This window comes from Allomuricauda ruestringensis DSM 13258, from assembly GCF_000224085.1.
GTDB lineage: Bacteria > Bacteroidota > Bacteroidia > Flavobacteriales > Flavobacteriaceae > Flagellimonas > Flagellimonas ruestringensis.
In genome coordinates this window covers 59,017-75,880 of the sequence record NC_015945.1, presented here as the reverse complement: position 1 = coordinate 75,880, position 16,864 = coordinate 59,017, and the positions used below count along the sequence as shown (strand labels likewise).

At 42.4% G+C, this 16,864-nt stretch carries 15 protein-coding genes; 4 read left to right on the top strand and 11 right to left on the bottom strand.

Going from position 1 to position 16,864, the window contains the following annotated elements; translation table 11 throughout:
- The first annotated feature begins 3 nt into the window (after window positions 1-3).
- Entirely contained in the window at window positions 4-1,818 is a 1,815-nt protein-coding gene (locus MURRU_RS00385) for a CocE/NonD family hydrolase (RefSeq protein WP_014031422.1), read from the top strand.
- Between the two features lie 85 nt (window positions 1,819-1,903).
- On the opposite strand, the gene MURRU_RS00380 is transcribed toward MURRU_RS00385, so the two are convergent.
- From MURRU_RS00380 to MURRU_RS00335, 10 genes are all read right to left on the bottom strand, one after another.
- Complete coding sequence (locus MURRU_RS00380) at window positions 1,904-2,329, bottom strand: sulfur reduction protein DsrE (RefSeq protein ID WP_014031421.1); 426 nt, start codon at window positions 2,327-2,329, stop codon at window positions 1,904-1,906.
- Window position 2,330: 1 nt separating this feature from the next.
- Window positions 2,331-2,729 (bottom strand): DoxX family protein, encoded by a 399-nt coding sequence (locus MURRU_RS00375; RefSeq protein ID WP_014031420.1) that lies wholly within the window; start codon window positions 2,727-2,729, stop codon window positions 2,331-2,333.
- 9 nt (window positions 2,730-2,738) lie between these two features.
- Complete coding sequence (locus MURRU_RS00370; RefSeq protein ID WP_014031419.1) at window positions 2,739-4,367, bottom strand: bifunctional metallophosphatase/5'-nucleotidase; 1,629 nt, start codon at window positions 4,365-4,367, stop codon at window positions 2,739-2,741.
- Window positions 4,368-4,431: 64 nt separating this feature from the next.
- Window positions 4,432-4,806 (bottom strand): hypothetical protein, encoded by a 375-nt coding sequence (locus tag MURRU_RS00365; protein WP_014031418.1) that lies wholly within the window; start codon window positions 4,804-4,806, stop codon window positions 4,432-4,434.
- A gap of 205 nt (window positions 4,807-5,011) precedes the next feature.
- A complete protein-coding gene (locus MURRU_RS00360; RefSeq protein ID WP_014031417.1) occupies window positions 5,012-5,950 on the bottom strand; it encodes an HNH endonuclease in 939 nt (312 codons plus the stop codon).
- Entirely contained in the window at window positions 5,943-7,148 is a 1,206-nt protein-coding gene (locus tag MURRU_RS00355) for an ImmA/IrrE family metallo-endopeptidase (protein ID WP_014031416.1), read from the bottom strand. The genes MURRU_RS00360 and MURRU_RS00355 overlap by 8 nt, the downstream gene beginning before the upstream one ends.
- Window positions 7,149-7,386: 238 nt before the next feature.
- Window positions 7,387-8,979 carry a serine hydrolase domain-containing protein gene (locus MURRU_RS00350; RefSeq protein ID WP_014031415.1) on the bottom strand — a complete coding sequence of 531 codons (1,593 nt, stop codon included), beginning with the start codon at window positions 8,977-8,979 and terminating at the stop codon, window positions 7,387-7,389.
- A gap of 134 nt (window positions 8,980-9,113) precedes the next feature.
- The gene (locus tag MURRU_RS00345) at window positions 9,114-11,159 is read right to left on the bottom strand and encodes an amidohydrolase family protein (RefSeq protein WP_014031414.1); all 2,046 of its coding nucleotides are present in this window, start codon (window positions 11,157-11,159) and stop codon (window positions 9,114-9,116) included.
- Between the two features lie 154 nt (window positions 11,160-11,313).
- On the bottom strand, window positions 11,314-11,625 hold the full coding sequence (locus tag MURRU_RS00340; RefSeq protein ID WP_245545048.1) for a putative quinol monooxygenase: 312 nt from the start codon (window positions 11,623-11,625) through the stop codon (window positions 11,314-11,316).
- Window positions 11,626-11,736: 111 nt separating this feature from the next.
- Entirely contained in the window at window positions 11,737-13,038 is a 1,302-nt protein-coding gene (locus tag MURRU_RS00335) for an alpha-L-fucosidase (protein WP_014031412.1), read from the bottom strand.
- Window positions 13,039-13,298: 260 nt separating this feature from the next.
- Here MURRU_RS00335 and mtaB point away from each other — a divergent pair, with 260 nt between their 5' ends.
- Complete coding sequence (gene mtaB, locus MURRU_RS00330; RefSeq protein ID WP_014031411.1) at window positions 13,299-14,627, top strand: tRNA (N(6)-L-threonylcarbamoyladenosine(37)-C(2))-methylthiotransferase MtaB; 1,329 nt, start codon at window positions 13,299-13,301, stop codon at window positions 14,625-14,627.
- Window positions 14,628-14,679: 52 nt separating this feature from the next.
- Here mtaB and MURRU_RS00325 read toward each other — a convergent pair whose 3' ends face one another.
- Entirely contained in the window at window positions 14,680-14,973 is a 294-nt protein-coding gene (locus MURRU_RS00325) for a GNAT family N-acetyltransferase (RefSeq protein WP_014031410.1), read from the bottom strand.
- A 164-nt stretch (window positions 14,974-15,137) separates the two neighbouring features.
- Between MURRU_RS00325 and MURRU_RS00320 the strand changes: the two genes are divergently transcribed.
- Window positions 15,138-15,800, top strand: a complete 663-nt coding sequence (locus MURRU_RS00320) for an alpha/beta hydrolase family protein (RefSeq protein ID WP_014031409.1) — start codon at window positions 15,138-15,140, stop codon at window positions 15,798-15,800.
- A gap of 48 nt (window positions 15,801-15,848) precedes the next feature.
- Window positions 15,849-16,814: a lytic transglycosylase domain-containing protein gene (locus MURRU_RS00315; RefSeq protein ID WP_014031408.1), complete on the top strand. Its 966-nt coding sequence runs from the start codon at window positions 15,849-15,851 to the stop codon at window positions 16,812-16,814.
- Window positions 16,815-16,864: the final 50 nt, after the last annotated feature.

Below are 16,864 nucleotides of genomic sequence, written 5' to 3'. Positions count from 1 at the left end.
AAAATGAAAAATTCAATCAACAAAATATTTATTCTTGCAGTGGTAGCCCTCTGTTTTGTAACCTCATGCAAGGAACAAGCCCCCGTTCAAACCCCAAGAACGATCACGGAAGACGGCAAAACGTATTTGGTTCAGGACAGTATATTGATTTCAACCGGTGATGGAGCAAGAATCCATGCAATCGTAGTTCGAAATGCCGAGGCTTCGGAACCAAGTCCAGCCGTGTTGTTTCATACCATCTACGCACGTAAAAGCGACCTAAAAAGAGCCAAAATGGCTGCGGACCATGGGTATGTGGGGGTGGTTTCGTACACTCGTGGCAAGGGCTTGAGCCCTGATTCGATTGTCCCCTATAAATATGAGGCAACGGACACCTACGAGCTAATCGATTGGATCAGTAAACAAGATTGGAGCAACCAAAAAGTGGGGATGTATGGTGGTAGCTATGTCGGGTTTACTCAATGGGCTTCTGTAAAACATAAGGTGCACTCGGCATTAAAAACCATTGTCCCGTCTGTTTCGGCAGCGCCGGGTATTGCTGAACCCATGGAAAATGGAGTTTATTTTAATTTCCACTTTCCTTGGCACCATTACGTTTCCAACAACAAGTATTTGGACACCACTTTGTATTATAATGGTCAAAGGTGGCGAGACCTTAACATAAAATGGTTTGAAAAAGGGGTGGCCTACAATGTCATGGATAGCTTGGACGGATTGCCTAACCCACAGTTTCGGGAGCGGTTATTACACCCTACCTACGATGCCTATTGGCAAAACATGATGCCCTACCAAGAGGAGTTTGCGCATATAAACATTCCCGTTTTGGCAACAACAGGCTACTATGATGGTGGGCAAATAGGAACGCAGTATTATTTAAATGAGCATACCAAATACAACAAAAATGCGGAGCATTATTTGGTTATAGGACCATACACCCATTTTGGAGCCCAAGAAAAACCCAATGCCCATATTTTTGGGTACGATATAGACCCCGTGGCCCAAATCGATATCACGGAATTGATTTTTGATTGGTTCGATTATGTATTAAAAGGTGAAGCCAAGCCAGATTTATTAGAAGACAAGATCAACTATCAGGTTATGGGGGCCAATGCATGGGGGCACGCCCCCTCGCTGCAAGAAATGGCGAATGACACACTCAAATATTATTTGAGCAACGAGCGTTCGGGAGTTGGCTTTGCATCGCTGTTTGATACCGGAAATAATGGACAAGATATCCATTACAAGCTTTCTGAGCAGCCTGTAGATGCTAATGAATATTTAGAACAGACCATTGACTTTACCGACCGAAGCAATCTAACCTGGAACTCAAGTGGCTGGAGGAACATTGTTGAGGACAGTTTACTAGTGGGACATGGTTTTTCCTTTGCAACCCAACCTTTTGATGCCGATTTTGAACTGAACGGTTCTTTTGGAGGGGAGATTTCGGTATCCATCAATAAAAAGGATTTTGATTATAAAGTTGTGTTGTTCGAGCAGACCCCTGATGGAAAATTCTTTGCACTGACCTTGCCCTATGTGGGCAGGGCCAGTTATGTGCGAGATTGGGAGCACCGACAATTATTGACACCCCATGAAAAGGTAAAACTCCCATTTGGAATCGTACGGATGACAAGTAGGAAAATAAGTAAGGGCAGTCGGTTGGTCGTGGTGGTCAATGGAATTAAAGACCCCTTTTCTGAAATCAATTATGGTACAGGTAAAAATGTCAGTGAAGAAACCATCAAGGATGCCAAAGAACCTTTGACCATTAAATGGTATGGGGACAGTTATTTAGAAATTCCAGTGATGAAAAAATAATGGGACCTCGGATTTCCCTTAATGTACCAAAAAAGAAAAAGGGGCGATGTTTCCAACGCCCCTTTAACAACAAAACCAGGTTTTTTTACAAAGTAATGCTTAAAAACCCATCTTTTTGTAGCTTAAAATCATACAGAATCCCATTGGCTACCACCCCCATCTCCTTGGGCAATTTTGTGGCATCCACCCCGAATTTTTTAAGGGAAAAACCACAGGCCAGCAGTTTTATTTTTTCACTTTTGGCCAAATCCAGAAACGGTTGCATTTGTTCCATGTCTGTTAGTCCTTTCACCGTCTCTCCGCAGATAACCACATGGAACTCCCCGAACTGGGCACCATCATCGGTAGCCAGTTCATCAGCGGCCAACAAGATGGCCTTTAATTGTGGAATTTTGCGGGTAAGCACAATGTAGTTGTTCTGATCTTTGTTGTAGGTGCTTTGCGCACTGACTTCGGTCAGCCCTCCCAACAGGGTGATAGTCATAATAGCTATAGTGAATAATTGTTTCATTTTATTGTTTTTTAAGTTTTGGATTCAGTACAAAAAAGAGGAGCCCTCCCAGAATAGCAATATTCTTGAACAACGGCCCTACGGTCGCCATTTGACCCAATTGAATGGTCAAAGTGATGGGAATAAGCATCAAGATCAACAGTAAGGCCGACCATTTGGTCTTGAAGCCCACAGCTAAAGCAATACCGGCAAGCAGCATCACCACTCCAGAGGCAATCACCGAAAACTCCGGTGGCCCCAATAAATGACCCAAAGCTCCAAACTTGGCATTTTCGATGCGAGCAACGGCCTTATCGGTATTGATCAAATGGTTTAAACTGGCCACGATGAATATCAAACTCACCATGACCCGTAACACGGCTATCGAGCTCCGGCCAACTTCAACTTTATTGTTTTGCATAGCCCTGCTTTAATGGAATTGATAATCCGTGCCCGGTAATTGCGATAATACATTGGGCCCCAAATCCAAGGCCTTGGCACGACCGTCCAAAGTTGGGGCAATGGTGCCCTTTTCTTTGAGGTATTCCTCAATCACATCGTGGATGGTGTAGTCCATCACTTCGGTTTCTACGGTGTTGGGCATACGGCAGAGGGTAGGAAGGGGCTCACCCTCCCTACGACAAGCGGACATGGTGTACAGTTTGTCATCTTGAATGGGTTTGCCGCCAATTATTATGGACGCTACGCGCTCTCCCATTGGTTTGTTCGCATAGAAAGTCAGTTCCATGCCCGAAAAGCGCACCAACCAGCCGCCAAAACGTTCCGTAGGGTTTTGTGCGAATACATTGTGCAATTCTTTTTCCAACCAATCCTTGATTTGTTTACCGCTGGCCTTTCCAATTTTCACCTTTTCATTTACAGGGAGCATGCTCCACAAATCCGCTTTGGTGATAGGCGATTTACTACCTTCTTCCACCGAGATTGGGGTGCTGAATCGGAATCCATTGGAAATGGAAATATCCACCCCTGTTTTCCATCGGGCCGCATCGGTAATAAAATTGTCCATGGGATTTTCCACTACAAAATAACGGTAGAGCGGAACACCGGTATATCCCAACACTTGATTCGCTTCTTCTTGATATGGAGCGGTTGCTGTTTCAATAATTTGGGCCACTTTTTCATCTGCTGCGTATGTTGATGGGTCCACTTCCAAAAGATCGTAATCTTCGTTCACCACTTTGCCGTCTTTAACCGTTAAGGTAAGCTTGCCGACAAAGGACGCAAATGCCCCTGGCTCGGTTACTTTGGTGTATTTGGCCTGCAAGGGTTTACGGATTCGTTCGTGGGTATCGTTGCCCAGCACGTAGTCCACCCGCTCCAAGGCGGGGTTGTTGGCCAAATCGTATTGTTTGCTGATGCCGATGTGCGTTACCAAAAACAGCACATCCACCTTTTGGTTGTCCTTAAGTTCGGTGATCAGGGCTTCCAAGTTTTCCTCGATGGGGTCAAAACGGATACCTTTGCTGAAGGATGGATTCTGTCGCACTGGAATTTCAGGATCGTTATAGGAGATAAACCCCAGTTTTACGCCTTTCAATTCTTTTACAAAATACTGCGGAAACAAAGATTCTCCCGTGGCTTCGTGGTACATATTGGCCGAAATTACCGGAGTGTCATACTGGGTGAGCACGTCCATCATGGTTTTCTTTCCATATACCACTTCCCAGTTACCCGGAATTAGAAAATCGTAGCCCATTTCTTGGATGATGGGGGCAAAGGCCTTCCCTTCCGAAAGTGCGGCAAAAGCACTTCCTTGGATCATGTCGCCACCATCCAAGATCAAGGTGCCTTTGGGGTTTTTGCTGCGTTCGTCCTCAAAAAGAGTTTTTACATGGGCGAGCCCTCCCAATTTTCTAAAGGTGATGTGTTCGTTTTCCCAAAAAAGTTCGTCGTGGGGGAACAACTGCCCGTGAATATCGGCGGTCTGTAATATGGTGATGGTCTGTTCGGTGTCTTGCGCAGGGGTTTTGCTGTCCTTGCAAGCGGATAGGGTTCCGAAGAGCAGGGCGACAAGGCCCAAATATTTTATAGTCTGCATGTTTATATTTTATAATTAGTCAAAAGATAAGGGGGTAGGCAATGCCTGATGTAGAAAGGACTACTTACGAATAGATTTTGAACTGCCGATATAAAATGTAGAGGGGAACTACCGAAGCTAAGCGTTGCTTTTCGGCAGTGTAAAGGTTCTTTCCGCTATTGGAAACGGTAAAATAGCTGGGTGTTGCCACGGCTGGTAATAGGGCAGTGGTCCTATCCAGCTGGTGTGATGATGTATTCTCGCTATGCTGCACGGCCTCGTAGGAAGCGCAGGAAGTGGATACGGTAGTTTTTATTTTATTGGAGACCTCGGATTTTTCCAGCCCAAGGGCATGTTCCAAGGAGTTACGGACTTTGCAGGGCGCCACCAAAAGCAAACCTACCAACAAAGCGGTTAACAGGATGCGGATGTCGAATGTGGATTTGTGGATTCCCGGCATATTCCAAAGAAAACATTAATTAGGCAAAAAAGATGTAACTAAAGTTACATTGGGATTGAGAGAGTTTCGTTATCGGTCTTGTATATGAAAAGTAGCGGATTTTACACACTAACTTTTCGGTTTATAACAGACCTTTAATTTATTCATTTTCTTTCGATTAAGCGATTAAACCGCTATTTTTTATATACGTTGTTGGGCACAGTTTTTATTCGTTCCAAATCTTCATTATTTCTTCAAAATGGTCATCAGTTAGAAAGTTCTTATAATTCGTATTTTCATAAAGCAGATTTTCAACGAATAGTTTTCCATTGGATATATCATAATTCTCTTTGAGCATCACTGAATCCCAATTTTTCCCTCCATGATTATAAATCCATCCAATTTGAATGTTAGTTTCGTTGCTGTAAAAACCCTCATTACTCAAAAATGGTTTTGACCCAAGTACAATTAGGCTATCTAAAAAAAATGCACCTTTAAAATTTTGAATTAAATTTTCTTTATTAATTAAATCGTCAATATGTTCAATGTCATATACTTTTAAAAACAAGAACGATTTGCCATAAATTTTAAAATCAAATTTGAATTTCTCAATTGAACTCTCAATATTTTCAATTCGCATATTGATTTTACTCAAGAAATTGAACCACTTTTCTCGCAGGATATAATCTTGCCTGGTAATTACTTCTAATTCCTTGAAAGCAGATTTTTTACTCATTTCCGCAACTTCATTTTCCCATTTGGATTTGGCTGCAATTATTCTATCAGCGGTTAAGTTTTGAGCGAGTTCTTTATAAGTATGAGCTTCTCCATGGTGTTTAAGGCATAGTACTACTAGGTTTTCTTCTTGATTGCTTCGTGAAACTTTCCATTCTATTATATGATGAATTATTATTTGTCTTTTACTTTTTCTACAAATACAACATGTTCTCATTGACTTGTACAGCAAATTATCTATAATATCTTCTGGGATTGGCGGTCTCTTGTCAAGTATTTGTTTCCTTGTAAATTCATCTATGCCTAATTCTTCAAGTTCCTCCTTGGAACAGGCAGATAAAGTAGATAGATTATAACCAGAATTAATAATCTTTTCGGCAACTTTACTATTAATCCCTTTGGCAAGTAATGATTTGAGAGTTTTATTCATAAAATGCTCTTCTTATTACGTTTCGCAAATCGTCTTTTGGTTTAGCGTAAGTAATTAATTGAAGCTCTTCAATTCTAAATTTTACCGATGTCTTGCTAATTCCGAAATAGTCTGACAAATAATCTACCGTTTTGTAGTAGTCTTGCTGGTTTATTTTTTGTTCGTCCAAGTAAATATGATAGGGTCTATTTATTCCAATACTTGTTCTGTAGGCAATTAAATGTGGAAGAAAAAGTAATTTAGGAAGGAATAAAGCTATAGCAAACTTGTTCGCTTGCCATTCAATCCAATTCTTATCATTATTTAACAAATGCCTGTCGGCAAAAAAATCATAATGAGAATCTTCGAAATCATTATATCTTTCTTGATTTATTTTGAGTTTGCTATGCAAGAAGAAATGTCCCAATTCGTGTCCTAACACGAATGGAAATTTTTCAGTTCCTACAATTGACCTGTCAATCAGAATTTGCTTTTTTTCAACATCATAAAATCCTGCAATCTGCTTACCATTTACTGTTTCTAAATTTTTGCTGAAATCAAAGGTCAGTTTATATTCATTTTTCAGATGTTCAATAAAACTGTCAATTTCAATAGCAGAATGCAGTTTGTTATATTTATCTAAAATTGGTGTCGCAAGATTCTCAATTTGATTTGCTGATAACTTTTTTAATCCTTTGACTTTTTTTAGACCGAGCGTTTTTTGGATAAATTTTGAGAAAATTTCTTCAATGGAATTTTTCTTGTCTTTCTTGTCTTTCTCTTTATCAGTTCGGTGTAGGATAATTTTATGATTGTTCTCACTATCCACTTCGATGAGCATCATTCCTGTGTTTTTAGCAAAAGTCAATCCGCCTTTTTGAAAAGAGTTATCAGAAATCATAACACCTTTTACATTTTTACCAGCTACTTGGTCAACTTTAGCCCAAAACTCTTCTACATCGTCAACAGGAACTTTTTTTGAATTTGAACTTTTACATTCAATCAAAAACAAAAATGAATATCGCTTAGCGTCTTTTGGCCATATTTCGATTGATAAATCAAAAATTATTTTTTTCTCTCTTTTTGAAGAATAATAACCTTTTTTCTTGAACACTTTTGCTGAAGATTTTGAAATTCCCAATTCATCATTTTCGATTGCTCTTTCAATTAATCGATAGGATTTATCTTCGAATTTATCTCCAACTTTAACTGTGTTCATTTATTTTTTGGATGTTCGTTTAAATTGTGCCCAACGTTAAAAGATATCATTCGTTTCAATACTTCGACTTCGCTCAGCACAAAGTGATCTATATCCACCATTACTGAATCGAGTTCAATATGGGCAATCAAGTTAACAGAAAAAACTTATAAGTATTTACGTTTTTCCGTAAGTACTCAACACTTTTATCAACAGTAATACATTGGTATAAGGGGCAGTAGGTATAAATCAGACTTTTTTATACATCTGGCTCGTTTGCCTCAAAGGCTACATCCAACCGCTGTACTTTTGGATATTTTTCCGGTGTTAGCGTAAAAAAGATGTTCACTTCCCCGTTTTCGGCCTGTAGGGTATAGCGTCCCCGTAGCTGGTTTATGGGGTGTAGGTCACCCACCGCTTCAATGGTCCCGGCTTTTTCCAAAACTTCCTGTATCGCTGCCCTTCTTTTTTCTCGCGATTGGTCCAAATAAAAATTCTCGGCCAAGATCTGCTCTTCCAAAGTGGGTTCCCATTGCTGGATCAGTTGGGTAATCTGTTCTTGCCGTTCCAGCAGCACATCGGAGGCGGGCAGTTTTCGTGGTTGTAGATCGGCCGTCTCGAACAATAATGTACTAAGCTCATTTAACGACCAAGGCGAGGTATAGGTGAGGTTGCAAAAGGCCATAATGCCCACGCCATACTCGGGGTAAAAAGTATAGTTGCTGCCAAAGCCGGGCAACGCGCCACCATGCGAGACCCTTTTAAGGCCATTGCAGTATTCCGTAATGCCCAATCCAAAGCCGTATCCGGCCAAAACAGCACAATCATCACCCTTATAATCTTTTGCATTGGCGTACAGCCTTGGGAACTGTGGCGTCTGCATTTCGCGCAACGAACTTCGTTTTATGGGGCCGTTGTCATCCTCGTTCCGTGGAGGCCATGCCGAAAGATGAAAACTTACATATTTACTAAAATCTTCTATGGAGGTAATGAGTCCTCCCATGGCACCAAAAGAGCCGTCGTGGAGCATGGGTTCCAGTTTCCACTGCTCATCTTCCCAGCGATACCCGATGGCCAGTTGTTCTTCGGGAATGCCTTCGTATTCCCAATAGGTGTGATCCATACCCAAGGGCTTAAAAATATTTTGGGTGATATAGTCCTGATAAGGCATCCCAGAAACCTTGGAAACAATATGCCCTAAAAGGGCATACCCGGTATTGCTGTATTCGTACCCGTAGGAAGGAACATTGGAAAAGGAGATGCCTTCATCCACAAGATCAATCAACATTTCATCCGGTTCGTCCAACTGGCGGTCGCCCCAAGGATTGTCCTCGGGAAACCCGGCCGTCATGGTCAACAGGTTTTCAATGTCAATGGTCGGTGCGTCCTTGGTCAGGTAGGTGAGTTTTGACATTTCGGGAACGTACTTGCTTACAGGGTCGTTCAGCGATAGTTTTCCTTCATCCCTGAGTTTTATAATGGCCATTGCAGTAAAACTTTTGGTCATGGAGGCTATTCGGAAAGCGGATGAGGGCGAAGCGGGAATCTCCTTCTCAAGGTTCAGGTATCCAGTGGCAGCCGTAAACACCAATTCATTGTCCACTACAATACCGAAGGCAACCCCCGGTAAATGTTCGGCCTTGGCGTGCTCCTCGATGGATTGCTTTAGCTCGGGTGCAATCTGTTTGATTTTTTCTATCCGATCATCGGGGTCAAAAATCGGAGCTTTGTACGATTCGGAATAGGTTTGGACCGGACTTTCGACCGTTGTTTCGGTGGTTTGTTTTGTATTGCAGGAGAAAAGGCAGACTACCAAACAAATGGCGGTAAGTTGAAAAAGTAAGTGTTTCATTCTTTTAGTGTTAGAAGATACTGTACCGAAAAATACCGAATATTCATCAAATAGAAATTGAGAACGGTTCCATTCATAAAAAAAGCCAGCAGCAAACGACCACTGGCTTTTAAAAGTTATCTAAGAAAAAGATGTTATTCGGTTACTTCGGGTTTTTCGGTAAAAGGAGTTATCCCAAAAGCAGGGTACACATCGGAGGGGTAGTAAAACGTTCCGCCGCGCGATACCATGGCAATGGTTTTAATGGCTTTAATGTCCTCTACCGGGTTGCCGGGCACCAAAAAGAAATCCGCCAATTTACCGGGTTCAATGCTGCCTAAACTTTCATGCCCCAAGTATTGCGCCATGTCGTAGCTGGCCAATTTTAAGACTTCGGCAGGGGTATAGCCCAATTGTTGGTTGTAAAGCTCCAACTCGCGGTGCAGGTTAAAGGCGCCGCCCAAATCGGTTCCGGCCACAATTAAAATGCCTTTGTCCTTCATCAGTTGAAGAGTCTCTACAATTTTATCGTAGGCATCGCGGTAGGCTTTGTCCTCTTCTTCGTCCGCAATCTGCGCCAAGGCCACTTTTAGGCTGCGTTGCTCGTTGGGGGGCATGTGGTCCACATAATCCAAGGCACCGGGGGTTACCTCTCCATTGCGGGAGAGCATCAAACGCTCGTGGATGGCCAAGGTTGGGTCCATCGCCGTTTTGTTGGCCACAAACAAATCCATGGTCTCTTGCACTTTGTCGCTATTCAAATCCAGTTCTGGGAAACGTTTCATGGCGGTCAAACGCAATAGCGTACGGGTATCTTCGTCCGGTTCCAATACCCAGCCCAACATGGTCTGGTTAATGTGCGTCATTTCATCATAACCAGCGCGTAGCATATCGTTGGCGTTGGAGAATGCGGGTACGTGACCCGTTACGAAAAGGCCTTGGTCATGGGCTTTTTTTACAATGGCAGGGGCCCAATCGCCATTCATACTATTATATAGTTTTACACCGTAAAAGCCAAGGCTGTCGTAGGTGTCCACAGCGGCCAAAGCCTCTTCTTCGCTTTCCACCAAAATACCGTTGTTACTGCTGTAGGGGCTTTTCCCTTCAATAAAACCAAGTCGGGTAACGCGGGGTCCGGCCAATACGCCGGAGTTTATTTTTTCAATGAGGTTGCTGAGCACTTCGGTATTGTTTCCCATATCGCGGAAAGAGGTAACTCCCGCCAAAATGTTCAACAGGGCACCGTTGTCGCCCGTGTGGGCATGCATTTCGTACAATCCGGGAACTAAAGTCCCCCCGTTGCCCTCGATGACTACTTCGTCCTCGCCAGTGGCATCGGCTGCTTCAATGGCAGCAATTTTTTCACCTTCCACCACCACAGAAACCGGGTCGGTCAAGGATAAGGTCTTGGGGTCAAAAACCTTTACGTTTTTGATACGCACTTTTTTGTTGTAGTTGTTGGCGTATTCCTTTTGAAGTTTTTCATAACGCTCGGCGGAATAGTTTTCGGCCAATTCGCGCAAGCCTTTTTCTTCGGCTTCGTAACCATCCCGAATTACAATATATCTTGGAGAGATTGCTGCGAAGAACGCTTTGTTTTCATCCATGATAAAATAGGAAGGGTTCATCTCGGCACCAGAAAGGGCGTAGGTGGTCAAGGCCAATTCTCCTTCGCCTGATGCATTTGGGACGGTCAAATCTTCCATTTTGGTCAAGGTCAAGTTCCCAGCCGGAAGCACGGACAAGGTGTTTTCGGGTGCATCCATGAGCAAGCGTGCCGCCAAAACTGCGGTGTACGGACTTCCAAATTGGTTTACGTAAATCTGTGGGGCATCCACAGAGGCACTTCCAGAGCCCGTTGCATCTGTCCAAGATGCTTCTCCGCCTTCGAGGGAGAACTGCTCGTTAACGGCATTACCAAAGGTGGTATTTCCGCTTACTTGCCAATTTACAGGATAGCCTTTGGCGTTCAAAACGATAGTCTCTTTCATGGTCGGACCCCGACCGTTGTTTTTGTAATCGTAGTCAATATTAATGGTGTCACCAGAGGTGTTGGCTTTTAAATAGCCCACTTTGGTCTCGCTGATGATTACGGAGTAGTTCTCCTCACCTTGGTAGTCCGCCAAGGACGATTTGGGTTCTGTTTTACAGGAATAGCCGGCCACGAGGACTAGGCTCAATAAAAGTAATCGGAGTTTCATACAATTGGTTTAAGTTAAAGGTTCAAGGTAGTGAATTTAAGGGCTGTACTCAATAAAATACAGCATCATCACTAATATAGAGTTTAGGGAAGAAGAGTTGTTATGGATTGTTTTCCATTGATAAATCAAGATTCTTAATGAGAATATGAATTCGTTAGTTCAATTTTTTAAAGATTAAGTGCATTGTTGTTGAATCGATTGGAGTCATATCAATTAATTTTAGCGATTGCACCATTTTCAATGTATTGGCCTTGTATTCTTTAAAATGAGGTGTTTCTAAATGCGCTTCGTAGGCTTTTTTGTCGGCATATATTTCCACAATCGTAATTTCTGTAGGATTTTGCTCCTTGTACATTGGAAAAATGGAGATTACACCACTTTCCAATTCCATTGAAGCTGTAGCTTCTTTTTTTAGTTCCGATAAATATTCTGGAAGATGTTTAACCTCGATTTCGAGTTCAGCCATCCTAATCATCATTTTGTTGAGATCAACCTTTGAAGTTTTTTGTTTACAGGAAAAAGAAAGAATAATAAGTGCAGAAATGAAATATATTTTTTTCATTGTTTAGGGGTAATTTTATTTAAGATTCACTTCAAGCACAAAGTCCACCTGGTCATAATCTCGGTTTTCTGGAAGCGCTACCAAGGTACCGTAAGAGTTGGTGCTATGCTTCAGCTTTTTCTTGGATTCAAAATCAATCACGCTTTTAACATTGCCAGCTATGGTCGGGAAAAAGAAATTATCGGTTTTCCAATCCATGATGTGGATATAGATTTTATCTTCTTTATGGGTTGATACGCCCCAACTTTGCGGTGGAATAGGTCCGCCTCGAGTTCCGTAGATGGTTTCGCCATAGGTTGAGGTCCAATTTCCCACAACTTTTAGGGTGTCGATAAATTCGGGTTGAATTTTTCCATTGGGCATGGGGCCGACGTTTAAAAGGAAGTTAGAATTGTAGCCCGCTGCTTTCACCAAATATTGAATCAGTTCCTTGGAGGATTTATAGGCTTTGTCTTGCAAGGAAAAACCCCATCGTTGCGCCATGGTCTCGGCAGTTTCAAGGGGTAGGTTGCCCACTTCGGAATCTCCACTGAAACCTCCTTTATTTTCCCCGGGCAGGTCTTTTTCAAACATCTGAAAGTCTTCACCATTGTTGGGAACTTGGTGGTGATTGCTCCCAATCATGGCCTGTGGCTGCAGTTTGTGGATTAAATTGTAAGTTTTCTGAAGTTGCCAGTCGGCCTCTTTTTTGTCCCACCAGCCATCAAACCAAATACCTCCAATATCTCCATAATTGGTGAGCAATTCGGTGAGTTGACCGTTCATGTAATCAAGATAGTTTTCCCAATTGCCATTATCGGGTCTTCCTGCTTTATTTCCCGTACCCCCTCTTGGGTAATAGTCGTTATGGTGCCAATCCAGTTGCGAATAATAGAGGAACAGTTTTAAACCATGTTTTTTACAGGCTTCGGCCATTTGTTTGATGACATCTTTCTTGTAAACCGTTCTGTCCATAATATCCCAGCCGGATATTTCACTATCGAACATGGCAAAGCCATCGTGGTGTTTGGTGGTTATGGTGATGTATTTCATGCCTGCTGATTTGGCCAAGAGCACCCATTCTTCCGCATTAAACTCGGTAGGGTTGAAAAACGCAGGTATTTTTTCGTAGGTCTTTTTATCAATGGACTGTGTTTCCATGACCCATTCGTGCACGCCCAATACAGAATACACGCCCCAATGGATGAACATCCCGAATTTTGCATCTTGAAACCATTCCCTGTTCTCGAGGTTTTCAGCAGTAGGTTGATATTCCTGCGCAAGGGATAGGTTGGAAAAGACAAAGGTAATTAAGGCTAGGATGATAAACTTTTTCATTTAGTTGATTTTTATGGTTGGTATGGGCACACAAGTTACTTAAAAGATGTCGGAAATTTGATGGATGGGAAAGTGATAGATTGTTTTAGTAGGCAGTAGGCAGTAGGCAGTAGGCAGTAGGCAGTAGGCAGTGGACGATTAACCATCAACCCTAAACCGTGAATCCTATACATTAAACCCTGAACTTTGAAGCATCCGACCATTTGCGATAACTCCCAACAAATCACTATCTTTGCGCCCCTAAAACGCATAGCAGGTATATGAACAAAAAGGTTGCATTTTACACGCTGGGCTGCAAGCTCAATTTCTCCGAAACCTCAACGATTGCCAGAGGTTTTGAAAAGGAGGAGTTTGAGCGTGTGGACTTTTCCGAAAAAGCAGATGTGTATGTGATCAATACCTGTTCGGTGACCGAGAATGCGGATAAGCGTTTTAAAACCATCGTAAAGCAGGCCCAAAAAGCCAATCCTGAAGCTTTTGTGGCAGCGGTGGGCTGCTATGCACAGCTCAAACCCGAAGAATTGGCCGAGGTAGATGGCGTTGATTTGGTGCTGGGCGCTACGGAAAAGTTCAAGATTACCGACTACCTGAACGACCTTACCAAAAACGATAGGGGGGAAGTGCATTCCTGCGAGATAGAAGATGCCGATTTTTATGTGGGCAGTTATGCCATTGGCGACCGTACCCGTGCCTTTTTAAAGGTGCAAGATGGCTGCGACTACAAATGTACCTACTGTACCATTCCCTTGGCACGCGGAATTTCGCGTAGCGATACCTTGGGCAATGTGTTGCACAATGCCAGGGAAATTGCCTCTCAAGATATTAAGGAGATTGTTTTAACGGGAGTTAACATTGGCGACTACGGAAAAGGGGAGTTTGGCAATAAAAGGCACGAGCATACCTTTTTGGACTTGGTTAAGGCCTTGGATACCATTGATGGCATTCATCGTCTTCGTATATCTTCAATTGAGCCTAATTTACTCAAGAACGAGACAATAGATTTTGTGGCACAGAGCAACTCTTTTGTGCCTCATTTTCATGTGCCGTTGCAGAGCGGTAGTGATGCTATTTTAAAGAAGATGCGTCGTCGTTATTTGTCCAATTTGTATGTGGATAGGGTAGAGCGCATCAAAAAAGCGATGCCTCACGCCTGTATCGGGGTGGATGTGATCGTGGGTTTTCCCGGAGAGACCGACGAACACTTCTTGGAGACCTATCATTTTTTGAATGAACTGGATGTTTCCTATTTACATGTATTCACCTATTCAGAAAGAGACAATACCGTGGCAGCCGAAATGGACGAAGTGGTCCCCAAAAAGGTACGTAGCAAACGAAGCAAGATGCTCCGGGGACTTTCCGCCAAAAAGCGTAGGGCTTTTTATGAGAGTCAATTGGGGAGTGTGCGCACCGTTTTGTTCGAGGGAGAGAATAAAAAAGGCTATATCCATGGGTTTACCGAAAATTATGTAAAGGTAAAAGCACCTTGGGACCCTGCTTTGGTGAATACCCTGCACCAAATAGAGCTTACCGATATTGATGCTGATGGTCTGGTACGATTCGAATTTGTGACCAGCGAAATCATGGCATAAAAAAACCTCCCGGTTGAGGAGGCTTTAATGCTTTTACTGATGGTAGGCTTGATCAGATGCGAATACCAACTGGTAACATATCCTTGTATTGCCTATTTTTTCTTAAAAAACCTGCAATTTGAGGGCTGGTAGGTACAACTCTAAGGTTGTTTTCCTGAATTTCGTTTAAAACGGCTTTGATAAAATCCTCTTTAAACCCCTCTTCTGTAATTTCTTCTGGAATAACCAGTTTGGTCAAAAATACTTTGCGCTCTTGTGAAGAGTACTCAATTTTGGCTAAATGCCCATTGACCTTAGTTTCAAATTGACGTAAGAAACTATTGTCAGTGATTTCCAATGTTGTCATATAGTATTTGTTTTTTTAATGACTCTGTAGAAGCACCCAAATGGGTAGTTCTGTGTTCCCCTGATTAAAAAAATGTATTCATTTGATGGGGTTAGCTGCAAAAGGGATACAAAATTAGTCAAAATATTGCTAATTTCCTAGTCCTTGCCGATATTTGGTACCATATGTCCGATAATAAAATCCCTGTTTACCTAATCCCTGGAATGGCTGCCAATGCATCCATTTTTGAAGGAATAAAACTTCCGGAAGACCAGTTTACGACCCATATTTTGGAATGGTTTATACCCGAAAAGGGGATGAGCCTTACCGATTATGCCAAGAAGATGTGCGAAAAGATTGAGGAGCCCAACCCTGTTTTGCTGGGTGTTTCCTTTGGTGGTATGTTAGTGCAGGAGATGGCCAAAATTATCCCAACCCGAAAAGTAATTGTGGTATCTTCCGTAAAAAGTATGCACGAACTCCCCAAAAGAATGATTTTCGCCAAGTACACCAAAGTACACAAATTACTGCCTACGGGCTTGGTAAACAATGTGGAACTATTGGCCAAATACGCTTTTGGTGAAACGGTGACCAAGCGTTTGCATTTATATGAAAAGTATTTATCCATTCGTGACAAGTGTTATATTGATTGGTCCATAGACCAGATTGTGAATTGGGACCAAGAAGAACCCCAAAAAAATGTGGTCCACATCCAAGGAGTACGGGATTCCGTTTTTCCCATAACGAACATCAAGGACTGTATTCCGGTTAAAAATGGCACTCACACCATGATCATTCACCGTGCCAAGTGGTTCAATGAGCACCTTCCCACAATTATTTTGAAATAATTTCGTCTATATAATAGTATCTTTACGGTACTCTTAAAATTAATTGCTATGAAATACATCAAAAACATACTCGCTATTATAGGATTGATTGCAGTTGGAAGCACTTTGATTTTTGCTGTGCAGTCAAGTGAAACGGAAAAACCCGTGATAAAGGCGCCAGAAACGACCAGCACGGACAAGAATGTGGCTGATACCTATCAGATCAGTGCCATAGAAATTCCTGAAGACCTTAATTTTGCGGGTGAACCGGTTCCGCAAGAAGACCCGGAAATTATGGAACGTGTGGATCGTGAATTTTTGGTGAATACCTATTGGCAATCCAATGCCCTTTTGTTGATGAAGCGGGCCAATAAATATTTCCCGATCATTGAGCCTATTCTTAAAAAGAATGGTATTCCAGATGATTTTAAATACTTGGCCGTGGCCGAAAGTGGATTGGAAAACGTGGTTTCTCCAGCGGGTGCCACAGGTTTTTGGCAAATTATGAAAGGCACTGGAAGAGAATACGGTCTTGAAGTAAACGATAATGTAGATGAACGCTACCATGTGGAAAAAGCGACGCAAGTGGCCTGTGATTATCTAAATAAGTGGAAAGACCGATTTGGAACCTGGACCTTGACCGCCGCTGCATACAATGCCGGACCTGCAGGTATCCAAAAGTATATGGGCATTCAACAAGTGGACGATTATTACGATTTGCTCTTGGGACAGGAGACAGGGCGTTATGTGTTCCGTATTTTGGCCATTAAAGAAATTATCTCTAACCGTGATAAGTATGGTTTTCAGTTGGATGAAGAGGATATGTATGAAAAGGCTCCGACCTTTACGGTGGAAGTGGATACTGCCGTAACCAACTGGGCCGATTTTGCAGCGCTTTACGAAATCAACTACAAAGTATTGAAGAGATACAACCCTTGGTTGCGCGAACCACACTTGAACAATGCTTCCCGTAAAAAATATACCATCGAGATTCCGAACAAGGGATATTATCGTGTGGGCAGTACAGGGAAATAGTTATTTGCCATTCTAAAAATGGTTTTGAGTTAGCATTTGGCGTTGGGCGC